A 25484-nucleotide genomic window follows, 5' to 3' on the forward strand; every position below is an offset into this window, starting at 1 on the left:
TCGGTTCAAAGCGTTGCAGGGGTGACCAGGTCCGTACATCAGACTTCCGTCTGAAGACATCCGACGACCGACTGCCTTAAAGACAAACGCCGCGCGTTCTTTCAAACGCGCGGTGTATTGGTTTTGTCGTCAGGGCAGGTCGGCCTGCCGACGCATCAGCGTGATGCGACGGGCGTGACCAGCGGCGTGATACGGCGGATGGTCACCCGGCGGTTGAGCCGTTCGGGCGCCTCGGTGCGGACCTTGAGATAGCGTTCGCCATAGCCCTGGGTGACCAGATTTTCCGGCGGAATTCCGAACACGTCGCTCAGCGCCACCGCAATGGTTTCCGCCCGGCGGTCGGACAGAAGCAGGTTGGCCTCATCCTTGCCGACGGCATCGGTATGGCCTTCGATCAGGAAGGTCTCCGCCGGATTGGTCTCGAGGATGCTGCTCATCGCATCGGCCACATCGGAAAGCCGCTGGATCTGGTCTTCGGCAATGGTCGCCTTGCCGAATTCGAAGGTCAGCGAATCGAGGTCGATGCGGCGCACCTTGTCACGCACTCGGGCCGAACGGCGCACCTCTTCCACCGAGTAAAGGCGCTCAACTTGCTCGACCGGCGGCTCCATCAGGAAATCGAGATAGGTTGACGGCTCGGCTTCAGTGGAATCGAGGATATATTCATCGATCGGGATCGAAAGCCGCAAGGGTGGCAGTTCGCGGCCCGGGTCGACAAAGGCTTCGCGGGATCCGTCGCTGTTGGCATTGGCAAAGAACAGCACATATTCGCGTCCGTCCGGCATCACCCGGCTGCGCTGGACCACATCGCCCCAGCGGTTGGTGATGGTGACGAGCTGCACGCCGTTGGGCCGCACGATGACTTCGCGCACCCGTCCGCCGCGAAGCTGCTCGTAATAGACTTCCTCGCTACCGGCACGCAGCCGGTCACGCTCGTCATGCTCGATGATGGTGCGGTTGTCGACTTCGATGATGGTGCGGTTGTCGATCTGGTTGATGATCGTTACATCGGTCTGCGCCTCGCGCGCAGGCTGTTCCCGGAGACGTTCGCCGCGCTCTGACATGGCTTGCGGAGCCGGCGCGCTTCTGGCCTCCGGTGCCTGTGCTTCCTGGTCGCTTGTCGGCGCCGGTGGAGCAGGCTCGCTGGACTGCGGTGCAGCCGAACGCTGCCTGTCGCCTCGTGCAGGCTCTTCCTTGGCACTGTCGAGCACGGGAGCGCCATCCTCGACCGGGAGGTTGAGCACTTCTTCTGCGGCCGGCGCCGGGGCTGCGGCGTCTGGCTGCGATGCTTCGGCCTCGGTCGCTAGGTCGTCAGGGGTGGTCTTCGCAGCCGGAGCTGCCTCGGGTTCAGCCGGTGCAGGTGCGGCTGCTTCGGGCGCAGATTCCGCTTCCGTAGCGGGAGCCTCATCTTGGGTAGCGGGAGCCGCGTCCTGGGTTGTTCCGCCTGCCTCAGGGGTGGGTTCAGTTGCCGGAACCGGTGCGGTCTCGGCAGCAGGCTGCCCTGCATCGGTCGGCGCTGCATCTGCTGCGGGTGCTTCAGCCGGGGCCTCGGGTGCGGCCTCTTCAGCCGGTGCAGGCGCGGGTGGGGCTTCCACGGCTGGCGCGTCGGCGGGCTCTTCCACCGGTGCGGGCTCGGACGGAGTTTCAACGGCTGGTGCCTCGGCTGGCTCTTCCACCGCCGGTGCTTCCTCGACGGCCTCCGGTGCCGGGGCAGCTTCGGCAGCCGGTTCCTGTGCTGGTGCGGGTTCAGGCTCTGGTGCTGGCGCCTCGGTCGCGGCGGGCTCCGCAGGTGCTGCATCTTCTGCAGGAGCAGCTTCTGGCGCCGCCTGCGTTTCGGGTGCAGCGGCTTCAGGCGCAGCCGGTGCTTCGGCTTCCGGGGCCTCGACTTCCGGCTCCGGCGGCGGTGGGGCGGATTCCGCGGCAGCCTGGGCTGCGGCAAGCTCAGCCTGCGCTGCGTCGACTTCGGCCTGCGCCGCGGCGACATCGCCGCCGGCAGCCTCGACCTCGGCCTTTCGGGTCTGCGCAGCCGTCAGGGCAGCGGCTGCGTCACCGACGCTGAGCTGGACCCGGACCAGCGACTGGCTGAGAACCGGTTTCGGGGTGTTGAGAATGCGGGTCTGGCTCAAGGGCGCAGCATGGGAAATGCCGAGACCGCCAAGACTGATGGCGGTGGAGGCAAGCAATAAACGTGTCAATGTCACGGGGGCAACTCCTGTAAGGTCAAATGTCCTTCAACAATTCAACGCGCAGAAGCCGCCAAAGGTTCCACCTGGTGCCGCCTGCGCTGCCCGCGTGATCAGGGCGGCCCGGTAAAGGGCAGATCGGGCCCTTCCAGCGCTTCCGCCAGCATTCCCGCATACTCGTGCCGCGGCACATCGATTGCCCCGAAGCGCTTTAGATGGTCTGTGGTGAACTGGGTGTCGAGCAGCACGAATTTACGCGCCCGCAATCGCTCGACGAGATGCACCAGACATATTTTGGAGGCATCGGTGGCGCGGCTGAACATGCTTTCACCGAAAAAGGCCCGCCGCAGCGAGACACCGTAAAGCCCGCCCACCAGTTTGCCATCGTGCCAGGCTTCAACCGAATGGGCATGGCCGAGCTGATGGAGATTGCTGTAGAGCCCTGAAATCGTTGCATTGATCCAGGTCGACGGCCGGGTTTCGACGCTTTCCGCACAGGCGGCGACAACGGCGTCAAAAGCGGTGTTGAGCCGGATCTCGAAGGGCTGCTGCCGCACCTTCCGCGCCAGCCGCTTGGGAATGTGAAACTGGTCGAGCGGGACCACGCCGCGCAGTTCCGGCTCGACCCAGTAGATCTCCGGGTCATCGGCCGAATCCGCCATCGGAAACAGGCCCGAGGCATAGGCGCGCAGCAACAGGTCAGGCGTGATCTGTGGTTGCGCGCCGCGCCGCATGTCTCAGTCTTCCCGGATGAGGGTCAAAGACAGCCTATTTTCCCGCTTTGGACGCAAGGAACTTTTCCAGCCAATGAATGTCGTAATCGCCATTCGCAATGTCCGGGTTCGCAAGAAGATCGCGAAAGAGCGGGATCGTGGTGTTGATGCCGTCGACCACGAACTCGTCAAGCGCACGCCGCAGCCGCATCATGCATTCCACCCGGGTGCGGCCATGGACGATCAGCTTGCCGATCAGGCTGTCGTAATAGGGCGGAATCTTGTAGCCCTGATAGACGCCGGAATCGACGCGCACGCCAAGCCCGCCGGGCGGGTGGTAGTGGGTGATGGTGCCGGGCGAGGGGACGAAGGTGTTGGGATCTTCCGCATTGATGCGGCATTCAATGGCGTGGCCATGAAAGCGGATATCGTCCTGTGTCATGGAAAGTCCGCCGCCCGAGGCGATGCGGATCTGCTCGTTGACCAGGTCGATGCCGGTGATCGCCTCCGTGATGGTGTGTTCCACCTGCAGGCGGGTGTTCATTTCGATGAAGTAGAACTCGCCATTCTCGTAGAGGAATTCGATGGTGCCGGCGCCGCGATATTTCAGCTTGCGCATCGCCGCCGCGCAGATTTCACCGATTTCCATCCGCTGGTTTTCATTCAGCGACGGGGAGTTGGCCTCTTCCCAGACCTTCTGGTGGCGCCGCTGCAGCGAACAGTCACGCTCGCCCAGATGAACCGCGTTGCCTTCGCCATCGCCCATGACCTGGATCTCGATGTGACGCGGGCGGCCCAGATATTTTTCCATATAGACGGCGTCATTGCCGAAATTGGCCAGTGCTTCCGATCGCGCCGTCGACAGCGCTTCCGACAGCTCCTCGGCATTGTTGGCCACTTTCATGCCCTTGCCGCCGCCGCCGGCTGTCGCCTTGATCAGCACCGGGTAACCGGTTTCCTCGGCCACCTTGATCGCCTGCGGCACGTCGAAGACTTCGCCGTCGGATCCCGGAACGCAAGGAATGCCCAGCGACACCGCGGTTTTCTTGGCGGTGATCTTGTCGCCCATCAGCCGGATATGGTCAGCGGTGGGTCCGATGAAGGTGATGCCGTGAGCATCGAGAATGTCGGCGAACTTGGCGTTCTCGGAGAGAAAGCCATAGCCCGGATGCACGGCATCCGCGCCAGTGATCTCACAGGCGGCGACAATCTGGTGAATGTTGAGATAGCTGTCGCGCGACGGCGGAGGGCCGATGCAGACGCTCTCGTCCGCCAGCCGCACATGCATGGCATCCTGGTCGGCGGTGGAGTGCACCGCGACGGTCTGGATGCCCAGTTCCTTGCATGCCCGCAACACCCGGAGTGCGATCTCGCCACGATTTGCAATGAGGACCTTGGAGAACATAGCCTCGCTCACTTACTCGATCTCAATCATCGGTTCGGCGAATTCCACCGGGTCACCGTCAGCAACCATGATGTTGACGACCTTGCCGGAGCGCGGCGACGGAATCTGGTTCATCGTCTTCATGGCTTCGATGATCAGGATGGTCTGGCCTTCCTTCACGGTCTGGCCGACTTCGACGAAGGGCTTGGAGCCCGGCGCCGGCGACATGTAGACGGTGCCGACCATCGGTGCGGTGATCGTGTTGGCGGTCTTGGTGGCGGCTGCGGCAACGGTTTCCGCAGACGGGGCGGCGGGGGCCTGTTGCGCGACAGGCGCAGGCGCCTGCTGCTGCGCCACCGGCGCATGGATCATCTGAGGCGTGCCGGCACGGCTGACCCTGACCCGCAGGTCATCCTGTTCGATCTCGATCTCGGTGAGGTCGGTTTCATTGAGGATGTTTGCGAGATCCCGGATCAGATCCTGATCAATCGACGGTTTTCGTGATGCCATCGGACTACTGCCTCTGTTATTGTTGGTGCGGGCGACCATTCGTGCCGCCCCATCGGTTGTCCGTCCCTTTACAGCCCCGCACTGCCACCTGACAAGTCTGCGGGGAATACCGGGATGTGAATAGGTCCGCGCCCCGCGATCGGGGAGGGGTGACCTTCAGTCATACACTGCTTGCCAGGCGGCGTGGAAGGCTTTCGCCCGCCCGCACCGATTGTCCACAGCCGATTGGCCCGGTTTGCGGCCATCTGACGCCCGCAGGGCGGTCAGCAAACCGTGCTTTCGCACTGGCGCATATTGGTGATCTTGGAAAGCAGGGTTTCCTCGCCAACAGCGCCGAACACGGCTTCGTCTCCAATGACGAAGGACGGGGTGCCGGAAATGCCCAGTGCATTGGCCAGTTCATAGGTCTGCCGGATCGATTCATCGATTGCCGGATCGTCCATTCCGGCCTTCAACGCCGCGGCGTCGACGCCAAAGCCGGTGGCGACCTCGATCGCATGGGCTTCGGTGGCGCGGACGTCGCCGCTCAGCAGCTTGATGTGGAAGTCCTGGTAATGCTCGGGCGCCAGTGCCCGAAACGACATCGCCACCCGGTGCGCAGCGAGCGAATCAGGTCCGAGGATCGGGAATTCCTTGAGCACGAAACGGACATTCGGGTCCTTTTCGAGAAGGCCCACCATGTCGTTCATGGCCCGCTTGCAGAATCCGCAATTGTAATCATAGAACTCGACCACGGTGACATCGCCATCGGGATTGCCCAGCACGATGTCTTCCGGTGCGCGGAAAATCGCTTCCTGGTTGCTGGCGATCGCAGCCTGGGCCATCAGCCGGCCTTCGGTTTCCTTCTTGATTTCCAGCGCCTGGCTCATCTCCTCGATGATTTCCGGATTGGCCAGCAGATATTCACGGATGAAGGCGCCGAATTCCTCCTTCTGGGTGTCATCCAGGGCTGCGGCAGGAAGCGGCAGGGCGGTCGACATGCCGATAAGAAGGGCGGCCATCAGGCCTTTGCGGGGGTGGAATGTCATATCGATGGATCCTCGTGCCAGTCCTTGCGGGGCGGGTGCAGCTCTGCAGGGTGTTCTATTTTCCGATGGTTAAGATGTCGTTGGCCCGGCGCGCGCCAGGCGAGCCCTTGGGCAGCTTTTGCAGGGCCCGGGCGGCAAACACCTTGGCTTCGCGCGGATTGCCTGCTCTGAAATTGCCCTCGGCCATGATCAGTTCGGCATTGCCGATGTCGCCCGACAGGCCATAGGCCTGGGAGAGATGCCGGTAGGCGTTGAAGTTTTCCGGTTCGCTCTGCAGCGACGCCCGCAATTCATCAATGGCGCGGCCCATATTGGCGGGTTTCCCCGAGGCCACAAGCGCAAAGCCCAGCCTTGCCCGGATCAGCGGAGAGCGGGCGGAATCATATTTGGCGGCCTTGGCAAAGGCGTCGATTGCCGCGTCGCTCTTGCGCAGCTTGATCAGCACTTCGCCGCGGAATTCGTGAAAATAGGGGTTTTTCGGCTGTTCCTTGATCAGCGCATCAAGCTTCTGAAGCGATGCGGCCGAATTGCCCGACAGGTCGGTGGCAATCGCATCGCCATAGCGCGCAGCCAGCGATCCGCGGTCCTTGGAAAACAACCGCGCCACGGCCGCGGCTCCGCCGGAATAGGCGGCGATCTTGGCCCGCATCATCTGGTGCCGGTCATTGAGCTGTTTGGGGTCCTGCGCGTCGAAATACTTGCTCTTGCGGGCCAGTTCCTCCAGCAGCGCGATGCGTTCGCGCGGCAGCGGGTGGCTGACCTGGTACTGGTCCACCTGCACGCCCGACAGAGACAGGCTCTGGGAAAAGCGTTCGAAAGTCGTCAGCATGCCGCGAATGGACTGCTTGGTGGCATTGAGATAGCGCGCGGCCGCCTGGTCGGCATTCATTTCCTCCGAGCGGCGGTAGCTCAGCAGGTTGCGCTGCGCCATGCTCGGCGCGGCGGTGATGATCGCGCCGCCGGCCTGGGAACCGCCGGAACTGCCGGCAATGCTGCCCGCGGCAATCGCGCCGGCGCCGAGCAGGCTGCCGACGATCGTCATGGTGCGGGCGGTGGCGATCTGCTCGCGCAGCCTTTGCTGATGCCCGCCTTCCAGGTGCCCGGCCTCATGTGCGATGACGCCGATGATCTCGTTGGGCACGGTTGCGGCGGTGAGTGCGCCTGTGTTGATGAAGATGCGCTGGCCATCGACAAAGGCATTGAAACTCGGATCATTGACCAGAACGATCTGCACCCGGTTGGCCTTGAACCCGGCCGCCTTGAGCACCGGCGTGGCATAGTCCTTCAGCAGGGTCTCGATTTCCGCGTCGCGAACGACTGCGACGCCTGCGCGGGCACTGGTGGTCATGACCAGCGCGCAACACAGCGTCGCCGCTGTCAGGGTGCCGAGTGTGCGACGGACCACCGCCGCTGTCTGTGCCAGATTTGGGTTCGCCATGGATGCTGTTGTCCTCGTCATCTCGCTGAAAGGTAGAGGCTGGGGCAGGAAAAGCAATTGTCCAGGCCGGACAAGACACTGGAATGCTTGTGAAGGCCACGACAATCGGGCATTTGTGCGGCCAACCGCCGCTGATGCCTGCCGTATCAGTTATGATATCCGGTTTTGAACGGATTTGAAGCCGTGGCCCGCTATCTGGCGCGGCCGCATGGTCTGATTTTTGGAGTTTGGTTTTGACAATTCAGCGCAAGCCGTCAGTGGAGCCGTTCCACGCCATGGATGTACTGGCCGAGGCAACGCGGCTCAAGAGCGAGGGCAAGAACGTCATCTCGATGGCGGTGGGACAGCCGGCCCATCCCGCGCCAGGCGTGGCGAGGGCAGCGGCCGCGCGCGCACTCGAGGCCGGAAAACTGGGATATACCGACGCGCTCGGTCTCAAGAGCCTGCGCCAGGCGATCGCCACGCGCTACCGGCGCCAATACGGCATTGATCTCGATCCGCGCCGCATCGCGGTGACGACCGGATCGTCGGCGGCGTTCAACCTGGCATTCCTGCAGCTCTTCAATCCCGGCGATCTGGTGGTCATCACCCGTCCCGGTTACCCGGCCTACCGCAACATCCTGTCGGCGCTGGGGCTCAGGGTCGTGGAAATCGCGGTGGGGGCGGACACCGGTCACGCGCTGACGCCGGCTGCCATCGAGGCGGCCGAACGCGAAGCCGGCGCCCGCGTCGCCGGTGTGCTGATTGCCAGCCCCGCCAATCCCACCGGTGCGGTTCATTCCAGACAGGCCATCGCCGATCTCGATGCCTGGTGCGCCGAAAGCGGCGTCGCCTTCATTTCCGACGAGATCTATCACGGCCTGACCTGGAGCGGCGAGGAGACAACCGCCCTGTCGGTCTCCGACAACGCCGTGGTGATCAACTCCTTCTCGAAATATTTCTGCATGACCGGCTGGCGCATCGGCTGGATGGTGCTGCCCGAAGATCTGGTGCGGCCGGTCGAATGCCTGGCCCAGAGCCTCTATATCAGCCCGCCGGAACTGTCCCAGATCGCCGCCGAGGCGGCCCTCGATGGCATCGCCGAGATGGACGCGGTGCGCGCCGGATACCAGACCAACCGCGCCTTGCTGGCCCGGCGCCTGCCGGAGCTCGCCTTGCCGTTCGCAGCCCCGATGGACGGCGCCTTTTATGCCTGGGTGGACGTGTCGGGGCACAGCAATGATTCCATGGCCTTCGCCCGCCAGATGCTGGCAGACATTCACGTCGCGGCCACGCCGGGCAGGGATTTCGATCCCGTCGACGGCGCCCGGTTCATGCGGTTTTCCTATGCCGGCAGCCACGCCGACATGACCACGGCGCTTGACCGGATCGAGCATTGGCTCGGCAAGCGTTAAGACACGTCGCGCCCGGGCGGCCATCAATATAATCAGGTGCTTGCAGCCTTTTGCTGCAACATCCGAAAGCCCGCTTAATCAGAATTCGGGACATAAAAAAACCGGCGGTCACCCGCCGGTTTTTCTGTTTCAGCGTGGTTCAGAGGCGATCAGAAGAAGCCGCGCTTCTGCCACCATCCGCCCTTTTTGGGCTTCTTGGCTTCCTCTGGCTCCGACGAAGATGTCACCACCGGCGCCGTGGCGGCAGCCGCGATGTCGACCTTGGCATCCGCCACTTCGGCCTTCTCCGCAGTCTTTGCTTCCTCGGGGGCCGCAGCCTCTTCGGCGACGGCTTTAACCGCTTCGGCTGGCTCTTCAGGGCTTGCGGCCGGTTCGGCAGGTGCCGAAGCAGCTTCGGCCTCCGCAGCCTTGTCAGCAGCGATCTGAGCCTTGGTGCGGCGAGGACGGCGGGCCGGCTTGGCAGGCTTTGCAGCCTCGGGCTCGGCTTCCGGGGCTTCCGCAGCAGGTGCCACCTCTGCCGGAGCGGCAGCGGTTTCGGTTGTCTCGGCCGTTTCAGCCGTCACATCTGCCTGGGGCGCATCGGTTGCAGCTTCTGCGGCGGCAGGCTGGGCAGCGTCGTCACCGGATTCTGACGATTCGGCTGCCGCATCCTCTTCGCGGTTGCGGCGTCCGCCGCGCTTGCCGCGCCGGCGGCGCTTGCCGCGGTGCTGGTCGTCGCTGTCGCCGTCTGCGGCCGGGCTATCCTCGCCGGAAGCGGCGTCCTCGTTGTCGTCGCCGCTGGTGCCGGCGCTGTCATCCGAGGATGCACTCTGCTCGTCGCCATTGGCGTTGTCGCCATCGGACTTGCGTCCGCCGCGTCTGCGGCGCCTGCGGCGCTTCTTGCCCTGGCCATCCTCGCGATCCCCATTGCTCTCGCTCTGGACCGCAGGAGATGTTTCCTCGCCATCGGCGCTGTCTTCAACGGTTTCCTCGACGATTTCCGGATCGTCGTCATCTTCCGGATAGGCCGGGGTGTTGACGGTGATGTGGTCGATATTGACCGGGCTTTCCACTGCCGCGCCGCGATCGATGGCGAAGTGGTTGGCGCCAACGCTCTCGTCGGCCGAGAAACTGATCGAGACACCGAAGCGCTTTTCCAGATCGACGACCGTGTCACGCTTGTGATTGAGCATGTAGAGCGCGGTGTCGGCGGTGGTGCGGACGATGATGTCGTGCGTGGTGTTCTTGAGCAGATGCTCCTCGACGCCGCGCAGCACATGCAGCGCCACGGAAGACTGCGACCGGATATGGCCGTTGCCGCCGCAAGTCGGGCAGATCTGCATGGTGCTTTCCAGCACCGAGGCCCGGATCCGCTGACGCGACATTTCCAGAAGGCCGAAATGCGAGATGCGACCGACCTGGATGCGGGCGCGGTCGTTCTTCAGGCAATCCTTCATCCGCTTTTCAACCGCGCGGTTGTTGCGGTTTTCTTCCATGTCGATGAAGTCGATCACGATCAGACCGGCGAGGTCACGCAGGCGCAGCTGGCGGGCAACTTCCTCGGCTGCTTCCAGATTGGTCTGCAGCGCGGTGTCTTCGATCGAATGCTCGCGGGTCGAACGGCCGGAATTGACGTCGATGGCGACAAGCGCCTCGGTCTGGTTGATGATGATGTAGCCGCCGGATTTCAACGTCACCTGCGGCTGCAGCATCCGGTCGAGCTGGGCTTCGATGCCCGAGCGCGCGAAGATCGGGTGCAGATCGCGGTAAGGCTGAACCACCTTGGCGTGGCTCGGCATCAGCATCTTCATGAAGTCCTTGGCTTCGCGATAGCCTTCCTCGCCCGAGACGACGATTTCCGAGATATCCTTGTTGTAAAGGTCACGGATCGAGCGCTTGATCAGGCTGCCTTCCTCATAGACGAGGCTTGGCGCTGTCGACTTCAGCGTCAGGTTGCGGACGTTTTCCCACAGACGCATCAGATATTCGAAGTCGCGCTTGACCTCGACCTTGGTGCGGTTGGCACCGGCGGTGCGCAGGATGACGCCCATGCCCTTGGGCACTTCCAGTTCGCGGGCGATCTCTTTTAGACGCTTGCGGTCGGGCAGATTGGTGATCTTGCGCGAGATGCCGCCGCCACGGGCGGTGTTCGGCATCAGCACGGAATAGCGTCCGGCAAGCGAAAGGTAGGTCGTCAGCGCAGCACCCTTGTTGCCGCGTTCTTCCTTGACCACCTGAACCAGCAGGATCTGGCGGCGCTTGATGACTTCCTGGATCCGGTACTGCTTGCGCGGCTTGCGCTGCGAGCGGGTCGGAACTTCTTCCATGGCATCTTCGGAGCCGACGGATTCGACCGAATCCTCGTCGCTATCGTCATTGCCGTTGTCGCCGTTACCATTGCTGCTGCTTCTGCGCTTGCGGCGCGGGGCAGGCTCGGAGATTTCATCGGCTTCGACATCGGCCGACATCTGGGTCGGCTTGTCATCGCTGTCGCCGTCGGCGGCGTCGTCGCCGGCTTCCGCGGTTTCACCCTCGCTTGCGACAGGCGCGTCTTCGGTCACGGCCTCTGCAGTGTCGGAACCGGCGTCGGCAGATGCGTGTTCACCGACTGTTTCTTCAACAGCTTCGGCAGCGCTCTCGCTGCTCTCTGCGTCATCGGCCTTGACGTCGTCGGTGGTCTTCTTGCCGCGGCGGCTGCGGCGCGGGCGCGACTTGCTTGCCTTGGCGTCATCGCCGTCACCGGCCTCTGCCTCGGCAGGCTTAGCCTTCTGCTTGGATCTGGACTTGGGTTTGCTTGAACCGTTGTCGGCCTCGTCGGCGCTTTCGAAATCCGGATCATTGGCGGCGTCCTCGGCGTCTGCCTGAAGCAGCGCCTGGCGATCGGCCAGCGGGATCTGGTAGTAGTCCGGGTGGATTTCGGAGAAAGCCAGGAAGCCATGGCGATTGCCGCCATAGTCGACAAAGGCGGCCTGGAGCGACGGCTCCACGCGTGTGACCTTTGCCAGATAGATATTTCCGCGAATCTGTTTCTTGTGTTCTGATTCGAAGTCGAATTCTTCTATGCGGTTTCCGCGAACGACAACGACGCGTGTCTCCTCGGGATGGGAGGCGTCGATAAGCATTTTTTCTGACATTTAGTATGAGCTCCTCGGCGCGCCTTCGACGGTGTGCTCCGCCGCCCCGAAGGGCGGGGCAGGAGCAGGTCGGTTGGAAGTGCGCCGGATGAAAGATATTCCGGGGGTGGGCATGGAGCGGTGCTCAACAGGGACGTCACCGGGGCGTATGACGCCCGGGGCCTGTTCACACTTTGGGAGATCCGCATTTGCACCATGAGAGCCGGCCGGAATTCATTTGCGTATAGTCCTTGCGGACCGATGAAAGCCCCGTATGGGGCGTGCGGCAAATGCGCCGCGGAGGTTGTGGCAGGAATCCTCGCCCGCCGGTTTAATCAATGTCCTGGCCTTGGTCCGGGCGAAGGCTGAGACGCCTTGCCGTATTTTCAGCCATATTGCCTTGCAGGAACAAACAGATTGGGTTCCCGAGATGGAAACTGTGAGCCGTCCGCTCCGGGGAAAGGTGCTTCATAGACGACGGACGATCCGCACTCCTGGCGCCGTAGGCCCGATTCGGGCGGCGGCCGGAAGGGTGACAGTTCTATCCCGTCAATACACTTTCCTAACCAAGCTTCTATGGGGAGAACAGCCATCTGGCAAGCTGAAAACACCTCCGTTACATTTGCCCAACTTGCAAGGCTGGTCAAAAGCGTCGCCGGGCAAGCTTCGGCCCGGATCAACTTGGTAAACGAATGGTTAACCGGATTGGGCGAAGCTGTCACAGGGCATCAAAATCCGAATCAGCTTATGGCGCGAGCTTTCGAGGCGCCTGAATGAGGCACGGTCCGGGTTGGGCCGCCCTGCGCATTTTAGAGATTGGCAGCCGAATGCAGTTTTTGGCAAGGACATGGTCAGGTGAAGCCAGGGCAAGGCGGGTGCATGGCGCGCGCTGCGCGCTGACTGCCGTCTGTGCGCTGGCCGCGATCATCTCAGGCGCCGCGCCGGGGCAGGCCGCTCCAGATGCTGACGACGCCGGCCGCCATATCGCTATTGCCGCGCGTATGGCCGGCGATGAAAACCGGGTCCGTCTGGTTCTCGATTTCGAGCGGCAGCCGGAATTCCGCATACATTACCTGCAGGAGCCCTACCGCGCCGTTCTCGACCTGCCCGAAACCGTCCTGGCCTTTCCCGGCGACGCGCTGAAAAAGCGCGGGCTGGTGTCTGCGGTCCGCTACGGCGTGTCAGGCGAGGACCGGGCGCGGATGGTCTTCGAATTTGCCTCACCGGCGCGGATGTATCTCGTGGAAGCAACCCAGGAGGCGTCCGGCGTCATCCACCGCATGGTGTTTGACATCGTTGCCGTCGACGAGGCCGTGTTTTCCGCCGAGGTCGAAAGCTCGCTCTGGGCTGATGCCGGCGAGGAATCGGGCCCCGATCAGCCTGCCGATACCGGGGATGGCGACCTCAAGATCGTCATTGATGCCGGGCATGGCGGCATCGATGGCGGCGCCGAAGGCCCCGCAGGCTCGTCCGAGAAAAATATCACGCTGGCCTTTGCCGAGGCCTTCAGGGAGGCGCTGGAGGATATCGACGGCGTCCGTGTGGCGATGACGCGCACCGACGACACCTTCCTGTCGCTGTCGGCGCGGGTGCGCAAGGCGCGTGCGGAAGAGGCCGACTTGCTGATTTCGCTGCATGCCGATTCGATTTCCATCCGCTCCTTGCGCGGTGCGACGGTCTATACCTTGTCCGACAAGGCGTCCGATGCGCTGGCGCAATCACTGGCCGACCGGGAAAACCGCGAAGATGTGATCGTCGGCGCCAATCTCGACAATGCCTCCGAGGCGATTGCGGCGATTCTGGTCGATCTGGCGCGAACCGAAACCCGCGTCTTCTCCACTGGTCTCGCCCGGCAGGTGGTCAGTTCCTTCGAAGGCCAGGTCAAGCTGATCAACAATCCGCTGCGCCACGCCGGTTTCCGTGTTCTTCAGGCGCCCGACGTGCCGTCGGTGCTTGTCGAGCTGGGCTATCTCTCCAACAAGGAAGACGAGAAATTGCTGACCGACGAGGAGTGGCGCCGCAACACCGCGCGGCTGCTGGCGCAGTCTGTTGAAAACTACCGCAAGGCAATCCTGGCGAACCGGCAATGACGGCCGGCGCCCCCTTTGCCGGCCCCGATGTGTTGCGGCAGTGTGACAGTCGGACACCTGCTTGTGGATCGAGGGGTTGTGCCGGATCAAATCCGGGACTAGGCCCTATTTTACTCACATTGTCCGGGCTAACCGGGCGCATGGACTGGTTGGCCAAGATTTTGGCGCGCGCCTTCAGCTCAACAAAAAACAAACGGTAACGGACTGATGATACGACTGATTGGATATCTCTTCGGGATTGGAGCCGTGCTGTTTCTGATCGTTGCGGCCGGCGTTGCCTGGTACATTGGAGATGTCTCCAAGGATCTGCCGGACTATGAAGTCCTCAACAGCTACGAACCGCCGGTGACGACGCGCGTGCATGCGGCGTCGGGTGATCTGATGGCCGAATATGCCCGTGAACGCCGTCTGTTCCTGCCGATCCAGGCCATTCCGGACCGGGTCAAGGCCGCGTTCCTGTCGGCCGAGGACAAGAATTTCTATTCGCATCCCGGCGTCGATCCCATCGGCCTGGCCCGCGCCATCGTGACCAATGTTCAGAATCTCGGCTCCGGCCGCCGCCCGGTCGGCGCCTCGACCATCACCCAGCAGGTCGCCAAGAACTTCCTGTTGTCGGCCGACCAGACAATCGACCGCAAGGTCAAGGAAGCAATCCTGTCGTTCCGCATCGAGCAGGCCTATTCCAAGGACCGCATTCTCGAACTCTATCTCAACGAGATCTTCTTCGGCCAGAACGCCTATGGCATCGCCGGCGCCGCGCTGACGTATTTCAACAAGTCGGTCAATGAGATGACAATCGCCGAGACCGCCTATCTGGCGGCTCTTCCCAAGGCGCCGTCGAACTACCATCCGTTCCGCCAGACCGAGCGCGCCATCGAGCGGCGCAACTGGGTGGTCGACCGCATGGTCGAGAATGGATATGTCAGCGCCGCTGACGGTGCCGATGCAAAGCAGCAGCCGCTTGGCGTCACGCCGCGCAAAACCGGGTCCTATCTGTTTGCGTCTGAATATTTTGCCGAGGAGGTTCGCCGCGAGCTGATCGACCGCTATGGCAATGATGCGCTCTACGAGGGCGGACTTTCCGTCCGCACGACGCTGGATCCGAAGCTGCAGGCCCTGGCGCGCAAGGCGTTGCAGAAGGGCCTGACCAGCTATGACGAGCGCCGCGGCTTCCGCGGACCGGTCAAGAATATCGACGTCTCGGGTGACTGGGGCGCGCTTCTTGACGAGATCGACCCCTTGCGCGATGTGCCCGAGTGGCAGCTCGCCGTTGTTTTGTCGGCATCGGACGAGGCGGTCGAGGTCGGCATGCGGCCGGGGCGGGAAGTCTCCGGCAGCGTCGGCTCCGAACGTCTGACCGCCTCGATCCTGGCCGAAGACATGAAGTGGGCGTTCCGTGTCAATCTTCCCGGCGAAAAGGCGAAGAACGTCAAGAAACCGTCGGAAGTGCTCAATCCGGGCGACGTGGTCTATGTCGAGGCTTTCGAGAAGGAAGGCGCCCAGCGCCTGCGCCTGCGCCAGCCGCCAAAGGTTCAGGGCGCCCTGGTGGCGATGGATCCGCATACCGGCCGCGTGCTCGCCATGGTCGGCGGCTTCTCCTATGCACAGTCCGAATTCAACCGCGCCACCCAGGCCGAACGCCAGCCCGGATCGGCCTTCAAGCCCTTCGTCTACGCTGCGGCGCTCGACAATGGCTACACGCCGGCGTCCGTGGTGATGGATGCGCCGATCGAGATCGTCTCGGGCGGCGAAATCTGGAAGCCGAAAAACTATGGCGGCGGCTCGGCCGGCCCGTCGACGCTGCGGCTCGGCATCGAGCGCTCGCGCAACCTGATGACCGTCCGGCTCGCCCGCGACATGGGCATGAACCTGGTGGCCGAATATGCCGAGCGATTTGGTGTCTATGACGACATGCTGCCGGTGCTTGCCATGTCGCTGGGCTCGGGCGAAACCACGGTGATGCGGATGGTTTCGGCCTATTCGGTGCTCGCCAATGGCGGCAAGCAGATCAAGCCGTCGCTGATCGACCGCATCCAGGACCGCTACGGCAAGACCATCTTCAAGCACGAGGAGCGCAGCTGTGACGCCTGCGTGGCCACGGCCTGGCTGTCGCAGCCCGAACCCGAGGTCGTTGACACGCGTGAACAGGTTCTCGACCCGATGACCGCCTACCAGATCACCTCGATGATGGAAGGTGTGGTCACCCGCGGAACGGCCGCCAGCAAGGTCAATCTCGATCGTCCGACGGCGGGCAAGACCGGCACCACCAATGAGGAAAAGGACGCCTGGTTCATGGGCTACACCGCCGATCTGGTGGCAGGCGTGTTCATCGGTTTCGACAACCCGACGCCGATGGGCCGCGGCTCCACCGGCGGTGCGCTGGCAGCCCCCGTGTTCAACGAGTTCATGCTCGGCGCGCTTGAAGGTACAAGGCCGGTGGATTTCCGCGTGCCGCAGGGCATGAAGTTGATTGCCATCAACCGCAAGACCGGGATGCAGGCGTTTCCGGGCGAGGGCGACGTGATCATGGAAGCCTTCAAGCCCGGCACCGGTCCGTCCGACGTCTATTCGGTCATCGGGCTCGAGGACTATGCGACCGGCGAAGCCATCACCACGATCTCGCCCCAGGCCAACCAGGCCGTCGTCAACGGCGCTGGCGGTCTGTACTAGAAACCGTTTGAAAATCACCGCCTCTGACGGCTTTACATCAACCGGGCAGGACCTTATGGTCCGCCCGCTTTGGCAAGAGACTTTGCCCCAAAACCAGCTGGAACCGGACCCTCATGCGCGCAGAAACCCAGGTCGTTGTCGACGAAATCAAGCAGGCCATAAGCCTGCTGAGGAGGCATCTTTGACTGGGAACCTGCCCAGAAACGCCTGCAATGGCTGAACGCCAAGGCTGAAGATCCCTCGATATGGGATGATGCCCAGGAAGCCCAGAAACTGATGCGCGAGCGTCAGCATCTCGATGATGCGATCAACGGTCTCAACCGCCTGGAAACCCAGCTTTCCGACAATCTCGAACTGATCGAGATGGGCGAGGAAGAGGGCGACAGCGGCATTATCAGCGAGGCCGAAGCCGCGCTCAAGGTGCTCCGCACCGAGGTCACACGGCAACAGATCGAATCGCTGCTGTCGGGCGAGGCCGATGGCAATGACACCTATCTGGAAGTGCATTCGGGCGCCGGCGGCACCGAGAGCCAGGACTGGGCCAACATGCTGTTGCGCATGTACACCCGCTGGGCCGAACAGCATGGCATGAAGGTCGAATTGCTGGAAATCCATGATGGCGAGGAAGCCGGCATCAAGTCGGCGACGCTTCTGGTCAAGGGCAACAATGCCTATGGCTGGCTCAAGACCGAATCCGGCGTTCACCGCCTGGTGCGGATTTCGCCCTATGACAGCCAGGCCCGCCGCCACACCTCGTTCTCCAGCATCTGGACCTATCCGGTGATCGACGACACGATTGATGTGGACATCAATGAAAGCGATTGCCGCATCGACACCTACCGCGCTTCCGGCGCCGGCGGTCAGCACGTCAACACCACCGATTCCGCGGTCCGCATCACCCATGTTCCCACCGGGATCGTGGTCCAGTGCCAACAGGAACGCTCGCAGCACAAGAACCGGGCCCAGGCCTGGGACATGCTCAGGGCCCGGATCTACGAGGCGGAACTGAAAAAGCGCGAAGATGCGGCCAATGAGGAAGCAGCTTCGAAGACCGATATCGGCTGGGGTCACCAGATCCGCTCCTATGTCCTGCAGCCCTACCAACTGGTCAAGGACCTGCGCACAGGAACCGAGAGCACCAATCCGCAAGGCGTGCTCGACGGCGATCTCGATCAGTTCATGGAAGCCGCACTGGCCCAGCGCGTTTACGGCGGCGCCAGCGATGTCGAGGACCTGCAATAGTCATTACAGCAACGACACCCTGATCATGCCAGAACCAATCGCGCGAAAACCGCTTCGCGCGATTTTGGTTTGGGCCCGGTCTAGTTGCTTGATTGCTCCACCCGGATATCGCCCAGGTCGTCGACATAGACGACCCACGTGTCGGGCTCGACCACCTTGGGATCGGTCTTGAGATAGACATAGGCTGCAAAGCCCGGCTGACTGGCCGCCCCGGTCGAGATCCTCCGGCCTGATATCGGTGACATAGCCGCCAAGCGTGTTGAGCTCGTCGAGGCCGATGGTCAGGCTGGCTTCCGGCCCCTCCGGCGTAAGCGCGATCTGCTGCAGATAGACCAGTGACCGGTTGTCTTCGCCGCGAATGGCGATCAGGCGGTAATATCCTCGCGCAGGCGGCGCGGCTTGCTCCGCATCAGCCGCTTCGGACGGGGCCTCGCCGGTTTCGGGCGCAGCATCGGCCGCTTCTGGTTCCTCCTGATCCTGCCAGAACCCGCCGCTGGTGACGAACAGGACACGGTCGGGAACCGTTTCCGCCAATGCGGATACATCCTGTGCAAAGCCGGTGGAGACCATCGCCGGAATCAGACCGGCCAGTAGGAACAGCATTTTCGGGGCAGGGTAGGTCATCGGTGCAATTCTCCAGGTTCTATCATCAGGGGAGGAATTGTTCGGCCAGAATGCGTTCATTCCATGAATGGCTTGAATCGGTGAGGATGCGGGTGGTGTCATCGAGGGATTCGGCCACGCGGACCTGGGTCACCGACTTGACCTCATTGTGGTCGGCCACGGCATTGACCGGTCGCTTTTCTGCTTCCAGCACATCGATGGTGACGGTGACCTTGCTCGGCAGCAGGGCGCCGCGCCAGCGCCGCGGCCTGAAGGCGCTGACCGGCGTGAGCGCCAGCAACTGCGCGTCGAGCGGCAGGATCGGGCCGTGCGCCGACAGGTTGTAGGCGGTCGATCCGGCAGGCGTTGCCACCATGACGCCGTCGCAGATCAGTTCCTCGAGCCGCACCTGGCCATCGACGGAGAGCTGCAATTTAGCGGCCTGGTAGCTTTGTCGCAGCAGCGAGACCTCGTTGATCGCCAGCGCCCGGTGGGTCTTGCCATTGGCGTCCGTGGCAATCATTTCGAGCGGGCGAATGATGTTTTCCACCGCCGCATCGACGCGGCCGACCAGGTCCTTGTCGGTATAGACATTCATCAGGAAACCGACAGAGCCGCGGTTCATCCCGTAGACCATGCGGCCGCTGTTCATCTGGTTGTGCAGGGTCTGCAGCATGAAGCCGTCGCCGCCGAGCGCCACGATCACGTCGGAGTCCTCCTCCCGGACATTGCCGTAGAGAGCCGCAAGATGTTTGGCGGCCGCCTGGGCATCCGGCGCGGATGAGGCGATGAAACTGAATTTCCGTGTCATGTGATGAAGTTACTCCCGCTCCACGGCGACAATGGCAATTGAGCAGTCCGGATGCAAGGGGGATGGCGCGGCAGCGGCCCGGCGGGCGACCGCCCATGCCCTCCGGTCCGGTATCAGGCCTTGATCCGCAGCGCCCGCAGCGCGTTGAGTATCACGGCGACGTCGATCACCTCCTGCAGGATGGCGCCCTGCACTGGGGTGATGTAACCGAGTGCGGCCGCGATCATTCCGGCGATCGACAGGCCTATCCCGGCAATGACGCTTTGCAGCGCGATCCGCCGCGATCCGCGCGCCACCTTGAAGCCGGGCAGCAATCGGTCGAGCTGATCGACCAGCAACACCACGTCTGCGGCCTCGGCGGACGCCGCGGCGCCGCGCGCGCCCATGGCCACGCCGATATCGGCTGCGGCAAGGGCAGGGGCATCATTGACGCCGTCACCGACCATCATCACCGGCCCGTTCTTGCGTTCCGTGAGAACCAGCAGGACCTTCTGGTCTGGGGTAAGATCGGCCCGCACTGCATCAAGCCCGAGACCCTCGGTCACGGCTTCGGCCACGGCGCGGCGGTCTCCGGTCGCCAGCAGGATGCGGTCGATGCCTTCGCGGCGGAGACTGGTCAGAAGCCCTGCCATTCCCGACCGCAGTGCATCCGCCATTACCACGCGCCCCGCCGGCTGGCCGTCGACGGCCAGCGCCACGATGACGGCGCCCGGTTCGGCCGGGGCCCCGGAGGCGCCGGACGCGCCGGCCCCGGCGGAGACAAAACCGGTGCCGCCGACAATCACCGCACGGCCGTCAATCGTGCCGCTGACGCCTTCGCCCGCGGTTTCATCGAGATTCTGCGGGACTGGAAGCTGCATGCCGCGCGCCTCTGCCGCGGCAACAAGCGCCTGCGCAATCGGGTGTTTTGACGCCTGATCCAGCGCCGCGGCAAAATACAGGATTTCGTCCTCGCTGTGCGCCCCGTAGGATTGGATTGCGACAATCTGCGGCCGTCCGTCGGTCAGCGTGCCGGTCTTGTCGAGGATCAGGGAGCTGATCTGCGCCATGGCCTCAAGCGGCTTGGCGCCCTTGATCAGAACCCCGAAATGCGCCGCCCGCGACAGCCCCGCCACCAGCGCCACGGGAACCGCGAGAATGAGCGGGCAGGGAGTCGCCACGACCAGGACAGCGACGGCGCGGACCGGGTCTCCGGTAAACCACCAGGCCGCGAAGGCCAGCGCCACGGTGACGGCCAGAAACACCAGAGAATAGCGGTCGGCAAGCCGCGCCATCGGCGCCTTGGATTTCTGCGCGGCCTCCACCAGCCGCACGATCCCCGCATAGGTGCTGTCGCTGGCCGGGTGGGTGGCCATCAGGTCAAAGGCTTCGCCGGCATTGGTGGATCCGCTCATCACCTCGTTGCCGCGCGCAAGCCGCACCGGCATGGATTCGCCGGTCAGTGCCGATTGATCGAGCATCGCCCGGTCGCTGGCGACCGTGCCGTCAACGGGCGCCACATCGCCCTGCCGGATCAGCAGCAGGTCGCCTGGCTCAATGGCGCCGAGGTCGACCTCTTCGAGCGTGCCGTCGCGGTGCAGCGTCGCCGTGCGGGGTACCCGCGACAAAAGATCCCGCATCTCGAACCTGGCCCGGCCCTCGGCAAAGCTTTCCAGCGCGGTGCCGCCCGAATACATCAGCGCAACCACCGATGCTGCCAGGGTTTCGCCGAAGAACAAGGCCGCAGACATCGACAGCGCTGCGACGATATCGAGACCGACTTCGCCGCGTGACAGGCTGCGAACGATCTCGACCACCAGCGCCACCAGAACCGGCACCACGCCGGCCGTCCAGACCAGCTCGGCCGCATCCGGCAACCCGGCAAGGCTGAGGCCGAGTCCGCCGACAAGCCCGGCAAGGGCTATGACCAGCAAACCGGTATTGAGGCGATCTTGAATGAAGAATTGCATTGCCAACCTGTCCCGGGCCGTCGCCGCCAAACCGGGGTTTCAGATAGACGTGGCCCATGCGCGGCAAACAGGACGTCCGTGCACAGTCTATGGCTGATTCCGGTATCGTCCAAGCGGGTTATGGTCGGCTGGCGAGTGAGCACCGTGGCTGGACATGGTTTGGCGAAGCTCTACTGTGATGGCCTGAGGCGGAGGGGGCATGACACAAATCATCGAAGTGCCGCTATGGCTGATCATCATCGCGTCGGTGCTGGCGGTGATTGCCATTGTCGACCGGTTGCTGTCGCCCGCCGTGCGCTGGTTTTTCCGGCGCCGGGTCAACCAGGCGATCGAAGAACTCAACACCCGGCTGCAACTCAAGATCAGGTCCTTCGGCACGACCCGCAGGGACGTGCTGATCGACCGGGTTAGCAATGATCCGCAGGTGGTCGAGGCCGTGGCCGCACTTTCGCGCGAGACCGGAACGCCGATCCAGGTGGTGATTGCCGGGGCGACCCGCTATGCCCGTGAAATCGTGCCGATGTTCAACGCCTATGCCTATTTCCGCATCGGCACCCGGCTGGCCCGATGGCTGGCCACCGCGCTCTACCGGGTGCGGCTGGGCTACACCAACACCGATGCGCTGGCCAAGGTCGCGCCGGACTCCTCGGTGGTGTTTGTCATGAACCACCGGTCCAACATGGATTACGTGCTTGTCACCTATCTCGCTTCGTCCTCGACGGCCCTGTCCTATGCCGTGGGCGAATGGGCGCGGTTGCCGGTGCTGCAAACGCTGATCCGCTTCATGGGCGCCTATTTCATCCGCCGCAATGCCCGCAATCCGCTGTACCGCAAGGTGCTGGCGACCTATGTGCGGATGGCGACCGAGGCCGGCGTCACCCAGGCGGTGTTTCCCGAAGGCGGCCTGTCGCGTGACGGGCTGCTGCGTCCGCCGCGCATTGGCCTCATCTCCTATATCGTGTCGGCACATGACCACGTTGCCCATGACACGGTGTTCATCCCGGTCGGGCTCAATTATGACCGCGTGCTGGAAGACCGTTCGCTGGTGTTTGAAGCGGAGCGCGACGGGGCGCCGTTGTCGACATGGCAAAAAACCGCCAAGACCTCGGCCTTTCTCCTGCGCAATCTGCGGCTGCGGCTGTCGGGCAAATGGCACCGGTTCGGCTATGCCAGCGTGTCCTTTGGCGATCCGGTTTCGGTCGACACCTTCCTGGCCGGTCATGGCGTCGGCAAATGGTCGGCGCTCCCAGAGGCCGAGCGCGATCGTCTGACCGAAACGCTGGCACACCAGTTGATGCAGTCGATCGCGGCACTTATTCCGGTCTTGCCGGTCTCGCTGGTGTCGCTTGCGCTTCTGGAAGCCGGCGACGCGCCGGTGGACCGTCTTGATCTCAAGGCCCGCATCGGCGCCTTGATCGACCGGCTGGTCAGCAACGGCGTGCATGTACATGTGCCCCGGCAGGACCGCGACTATGAGATCACGGTGGGTCTGCGCATGCTGCTGTTGCGCCGGATTGTGCGCGAGACGGCAGAAGGCCGCCTGCTCATCCATGACAAGGACCGTCCGCTGGTGGCCTATTATGCCAATGCAATTCGACACCTGGTCTGAGCGCTTGCCCGGCAGCTTCCTGTGCAGACATCGCCATGCCGTTTGACAGAGGGCTGCCCGGCGGCAACAAGACGTCTGCATGATCGGATGCCGGGATGGGGAGTGACATGATCGACTGCGGCACGCACTGGCAGGGTCTCGCATGAGCTTTGTCGTCCGGCACATCCTCCCGTGGATCAAGGTGGTCCTGTCGCAGGCGCTGGGACTTGGCTGCCTGTTTCTGGCGCGCGACTATCTCGCCGGCAATGCAATTATTTCGCTGCTGCTGGTCGGGGTGACGGCGTCGCTGGCCGGCCGGGTGCTGGGCCTGTCGGTCTACTGGATTCCGATCCAGCTTCTGCTGCCCTTCGCGCTTGTCTATTCGAATGTGATTCCGGCCTGGCTCTATCTGACCGGCTTCGTGCTGTGTGCGCTGGTGTTCTGGAACAGCGCCACGGGGCAGGTGCCGCTCTATCTGACCAACACCAAAACCTGGGCCGCCATTCAGGCTCTGGCCAAAGAGGCCGGTGCCAAAACATTCATCGACCTTGGCAGCGGATCTGGCGGTGGAGTGGTGTTTCTCGCCCGCGCCCTGCCTGATCTGCAGGTCACCGGGGTGGAGACCGCACCGCTGGTCTACCTCATGTCAAAACTCCGGGTGGCAATCTTCGCACCGGCAAATGCCACGATAAGGTATCGCAACATCTGGCAGGAAGATCTCGGCGGTTATGATCTGGTCTACTGCTTCCTCTCGCCCGTGCCGATGCCCGAGATGTACCGCAAGGCGCGCAGCGAAATGCGCCCGGGAACACTGTTTGTCAGCAACAGTTTCACCGTGCCCGGACATCCGCCTGACCGCACCATCGACGTTGCCGACGGCAGAAAGACCAGGCTGCATGTCTGGAAGATGTAGAGCAGCAGCGCTCGCCCGAGCGATCACGGACCGTGCCGCCTCCTGCAATTAGCCGGCGGCCCGCCGCACCGGAAGCTTGCGTCTCGGATCGGGATGACGCGGGTCCTCTCACAACACTATCTCCGTCACCCATCCGCGCAGATGCTCGCATGATCGAACTGCGCATGACGCTGTGCATGGGTCTGATTGACTGAAATCCCCCCGGACAGACAGCCGAAACACCCCCAATCCATCAGCGCCGGACACCGGTGGAGCCGTGCCGGTTCGATCAGGTCCGGTGCCGGAACTCATGCTCGCGTCGGGCGGATTCGGTTGACGGCATCCGAATTTAGCCTTTAGTGTCCAACAATCGGACACTAAAGGCATCAGTCTGGGCTGATGGCAGCATGGGACGCGGCAATCAAGGTGCTTGGAGGAGCACTGTCGCGACACACGGCTTTCATCAAGGGACCCGTCCGGTTCACTCAGGGAGGAGACAATGACAATGATGAAATCCAGGATAGGCGCAGCACTGGCCGCCACGACACTGCTTGCCGGCATGGCCGCACCGGCGGCGGCCGCGGACGATACATTCAAGATCGGCGTGATCACGTTCCTGTCGGGACAGGCGGCGGAAAGCTTCGGCGTTCCGGCCTGGAACGGCGGCAAGCTGCTGGTCGACATGCTCAATGAGGGCGGCAAACTGCCCGCGCCCTACGACAAGATGGGCTTTGGCGGCATGAAGATCGAGGCCGTCATCGTCGACGAGGCCGGTGGCGCCACCAAGCAGGTGCAGGAATTCCGCAACCTTGTGCAGCGTGAGGAAGTCGACGCGGTTGTCGGCTATGTGTCGTCGGGCGACTGCCTGGCTGTGCCGCCTGTCGCCGATGAGCTCAAGGCCTTCACCATCCTGTATGACTGCGGCACGCCGCGGGTCTTCGAGGACGGCAGCTACGACTATGTGTTCCGCACTGCGGCTCATGCGACGATGGATAATCTCAGCCTCGCACGTTACCTGAAATCACGCGATTTCGATGTTCCGAGCTTTGCCGGCCTCAACCAGGATTATGCCTGGGGGCAGGACAGCTGGGCCGACTTTACCGGCGCGATGAAACAGCTTTATCCCGATGCCGAGGTCAAGACTGCGCTGTTTCCGAAATTCGGCGCCGGCCAGTATGGCACCGAGATCTCGGCACTGCTGCGCGAGAAGCCCGCGCTGGTCCACTCTTCCAACTGGGGTGGTGATTTGCAGGGTTTCCTGATTCAGGCCACGGCGCGCGGGTTGCACAAGCGCGCGCAATTGGCCCTGTCTGCGGGCGATCACGTCATTCCGCAGCTTCAGGACAAGATGCCTGACGGCATTTTCCTGGGCGCGCGCGGCGTCAACGGTCTTGCCGCCCAGGCCCGCGGCGGCGAGCTCAAGGAACTGACCGACACGATGTGGAATGCCTATGAGGCGGAATACAACACCTTCCCGGTCCAGGCCCCGTTCCGGATGTGGCAGGCGCTGTTCGGTCTCAAGACCGCGGTTGAAAAGGCCATGGCCGACAATGGCGGCACCAAGCCCAGCAGCGAGGAACTGGCTGCGGCGATGAAGGGTCTGGAATGGGATGCGCCCTCCGGCCGCATCGAAATGGCGCTTGCGGATGGCCATCAGGCGATCCAGCCCAACGCCATCGGCACCACCAAGTGGAACGCCGAAGCCGGCAAGATGGAACTGGTCGACATCGAGTACTATGCCGCCCGTTGCGTCAATCCGCCGGAAGGCGTGAAGTCCCAGGACTGGCTGGCCGACGGCTTCCCCGGCGCTGAGTGCGACTGACAGCTGACATCTGAACAGGCCTGCCGCAGGGATGCGGTGGGCCGACTTCTCCCAAAAGCGTTCGGACCAACGACC

Annotated in this window: 17 protein-coding genes; 7 read left to right on the forward strand and 10 right to left on the reverse strand. The window is 63.1% G+C overall.

Annotation, left to right across the window (positions count from 1 at the left end; genetic code table 11):
• Nucleotides 1-155 precede the first annotated feature (155 nt).
• The 6 genes from OEG82_RS11685 to OEG82_RS11710 all read right to left on the reverse strand — a co-directional run bounded on the left by OEG82_RS11685 (nucleotide 156) and on the right by OEG82_RS11710 (nucleotide 7277).
• Nucleotides 156-2201, reverse strand: coding sequence for an OmpA family protein (locus OEG82_RS11685; protein ID WP_267612619.1), 2046 nt, complete (start codon nucleotides 2199-2201; stop codon nucleotides 156-158).
• A 95-nt stretch (nucleotides 2202-2296) separates the two neighbouring features.
• On the reverse strand, nucleotides 2297-2917 hold the full coding sequence (aat, locus tag OEG82_RS11690) for a leucyl/phenylalanyl-tRNA--protein transferase (RefSeq protein ID WP_267612620.1): 621 nt from the start codon (nucleotides 2915-2917) through the stop codon (nucleotides 2297-2299).
• Nucleotides 2918-2951: 34 nt separating this feature from the next.
• Complete coding sequence (gene accC, locus OEG82_RS11695; protein WP_267614934.1) at nucleotides 2952-4301, reverse strand: acetyl-CoA carboxylase biotin carboxylase subunit; 1350 nt, start codon at nucleotides 4299-4301, stop codon at nucleotides 2952-2954.
• A gap of 12 nt (nucleotides 4302-4313) precedes the next feature.
• Entirely contained in the window at nucleotides 4314-4790 is a 477-nt protein-coding gene (gene accB, locus OEG82_RS11700; RefSeq protein WP_267612621.1) for an acetyl-CoA carboxylase biotin carboxyl carrier protein, read from the reverse strand.
• A gap of 263 nt (nucleotides 4791-5053) precedes the next feature.
• Nucleotides 5054-5818, reverse strand: coding sequence for a DsbA family protein (locus OEG82_RS11705; RefSeq protein ID WP_267612622.1), 765 nt, complete (start codon nucleotides 5816-5818; stop codon nucleotides 5054-5056).
• Between the two features lie 55 nt (nucleotides 5819-5873).
• Complete coding sequence (locus tag OEG82_RS11710) at nucleotides 5874-7277, reverse strand: M48 family metalloprotease (RefSeq protein ID WP_425497584.1); 1404 nt, start codon at nucleotides 7275-7277, stop codon at nucleotides 5874-5876.
• A gap of 254 nt (nucleotides 7278-7531) precedes the next feature.
• On the opposite strand from OEG82_RS11710, the gene OEG82_RS11715 reads away from it, so the two are divergent.
• Nucleotides 7532-8650: a pyridoxal phosphate-dependent aminotransferase gene (locus OEG82_RS11715; RefSeq protein ID WP_267614935.1), complete on the forward strand. Its 1119-nt coding sequence runs from the start codon at nucleotides 7532-7534 to the stop codon at nucleotides 8648-8650.
• 149 nt (nucleotides 8651-8799) lie between these two features.
• Here the strand turns inward: OEG82_RS11715 and OEG82_RS11720 are convergent, their stop codons facing one another.
• Nucleotides 8800-11763, reverse strand: a complete 2964-nt coding sequence (locus OEG82_RS11720; protein WP_267612624.1) for an Rne/Rng family ribonuclease — start codon at nucleotides 11761-11763, stop codon at nucleotides 8800-8802.
• Nucleotides 11764-12569: 806 nt separating this feature from the next.
• Here OEG82_RS11720 and OEG82_RS11725 point away from each other — a divergent pair.
• The 3 genes from OEG82_RS11725 (at nucleotide 12570) to prfB (ending at nucleotide 17744) form a co-directional block, all read left to right on the forward strand.
• Entirely contained in the window at nucleotides 12570-13832 is a 1263-nt protein-coding gene (locus tag OEG82_RS11725) for an N-acetylmuramoyl-L-alanine amidase (RefSeq protein WP_267612625.1), read from the forward strand.
• Nucleotides 13833-14039: 207 nt separating this feature from the next.
• The gene (locus OEG82_RS11730) at nucleotides 14040-16502 is read left to right on the forward strand and encodes a penicillin-binding protein 1A (protein ID WP_267612626.1); all 2463 of its coding nucleotides are present in this window, start codon (nucleotides 14040-14042) and stop codon (nucleotides 16500-16502) included.
• A gap of 113 nt (nucleotides 16503-16615) precedes the next feature.
• Nucleotides 16616-17744 (forward strand): peptide chain release factor 2 gene (prfB, locus tag OEG82_RS11735; RefSeq protein WP_267612627.1). Its coding sequence is split into 2 segments (ribosomal slippage): nucleotides 16616-16684 and nucleotides 16686-17744, totalling 1128 coding nucleotides; the frame shifts between segments, so codons are not numbered across the junction.
• A gap of 3 nt (nucleotides 17745-17747) precedes the next feature.
• Here the strand turns inward: prfB and OEG82_RS11740 are convergent.
• From OEG82_RS11740 to OEG82_RS11750, 3 genes are all read right to left on the reverse strand, one after another.
• Nucleotides 17748-18428, reverse strand: a complete 681-nt coding sequence (locus OEG82_RS11740; protein WP_267612628.1) for a hypothetical protein — start codon at nucleotides 18426-18428, stop codon at nucleotides 17748-17750.
• The gene (locus OEG82_RS11745) at nucleotides 18394-19158 is read right to left on the reverse strand and encodes an NAD kinase (RefSeq protein ID WP_267612629.1); all 765 of its coding nucleotides are present in this window, start codon (nucleotides 19156-19158) and stop codon (nucleotides 18394-18396) included. The genes OEG82_RS11740 and OEG82_RS11745 overlap by 35 nt, the downstream gene beginning before the upstream one ends.
• 113 nt (nucleotides 19159-19271) lie before the next feature.
• Nucleotides 19272-21107 carry a heavy metal translocating P-type ATPase gene (locus OEG82_RS11750; protein WP_267612630.1) on the reverse strand — a complete coding sequence of 612 codons (1836 nt, stop codon included), beginning with the start codon at nucleotides 21105-21107 and terminating at the stop codon, nucleotides 19272-19274.
• A 199-nt stretch (nucleotides 21108-21306) separates the two neighbouring features.
• Between OEG82_RS11750 and OEG82_RS11755 the strand changes: the two genes are divergently transcribed.
• From OEG82_RS11755 to OEG82_RS11765, 3 genes are all read left to right on the forward strand, one after another.
• Entirely contained in the window at nucleotides 21307-22716 is a 1410-nt protein-coding gene (locus tag OEG82_RS11755) for a 1-acyl-sn-glycerol-3-phosphate acyltransferase (RefSeq protein WP_267612631.1), read from the forward strand.
• Between the two features lie 142 nt (nucleotides 22717-22858).
• Nucleotides 22859-23608 carry a hypothetical protein gene (locus OEG82_RS11760; protein ID WP_267612632.1) on the forward strand — a complete coding sequence of 250 codons (750 nt, stop codon included), beginning with the start codon at nucleotides 22859-22861 and terminating at the stop codon, nucleotides 23606-23608.
• A gap of 478 nt (nucleotides 23609-24086) precedes the next feature.
• Nucleotides 24087-25409, forward strand: a complete 1323-nt coding sequence (locus OEG82_RS11765; protein ID WP_267612633.1) for an ABC transporter substrate-binding protein — start codon at nucleotides 24087-24089, stop codon at nucleotides 25407-25409.
• Nucleotides 25410-25484 lie beyond the last annotated feature (75 nt).

The sequence above is a fragment of the Hoeflea ulvae genome (genome assembly GCF_026619435.1).
Taxonomy (GTDB): Bacteria; Pseudomonadota; Alphaproteobacteria; order Rhizobiales; family Rhizobiaceae; genus Hoeflea; species Hoeflea ulvae.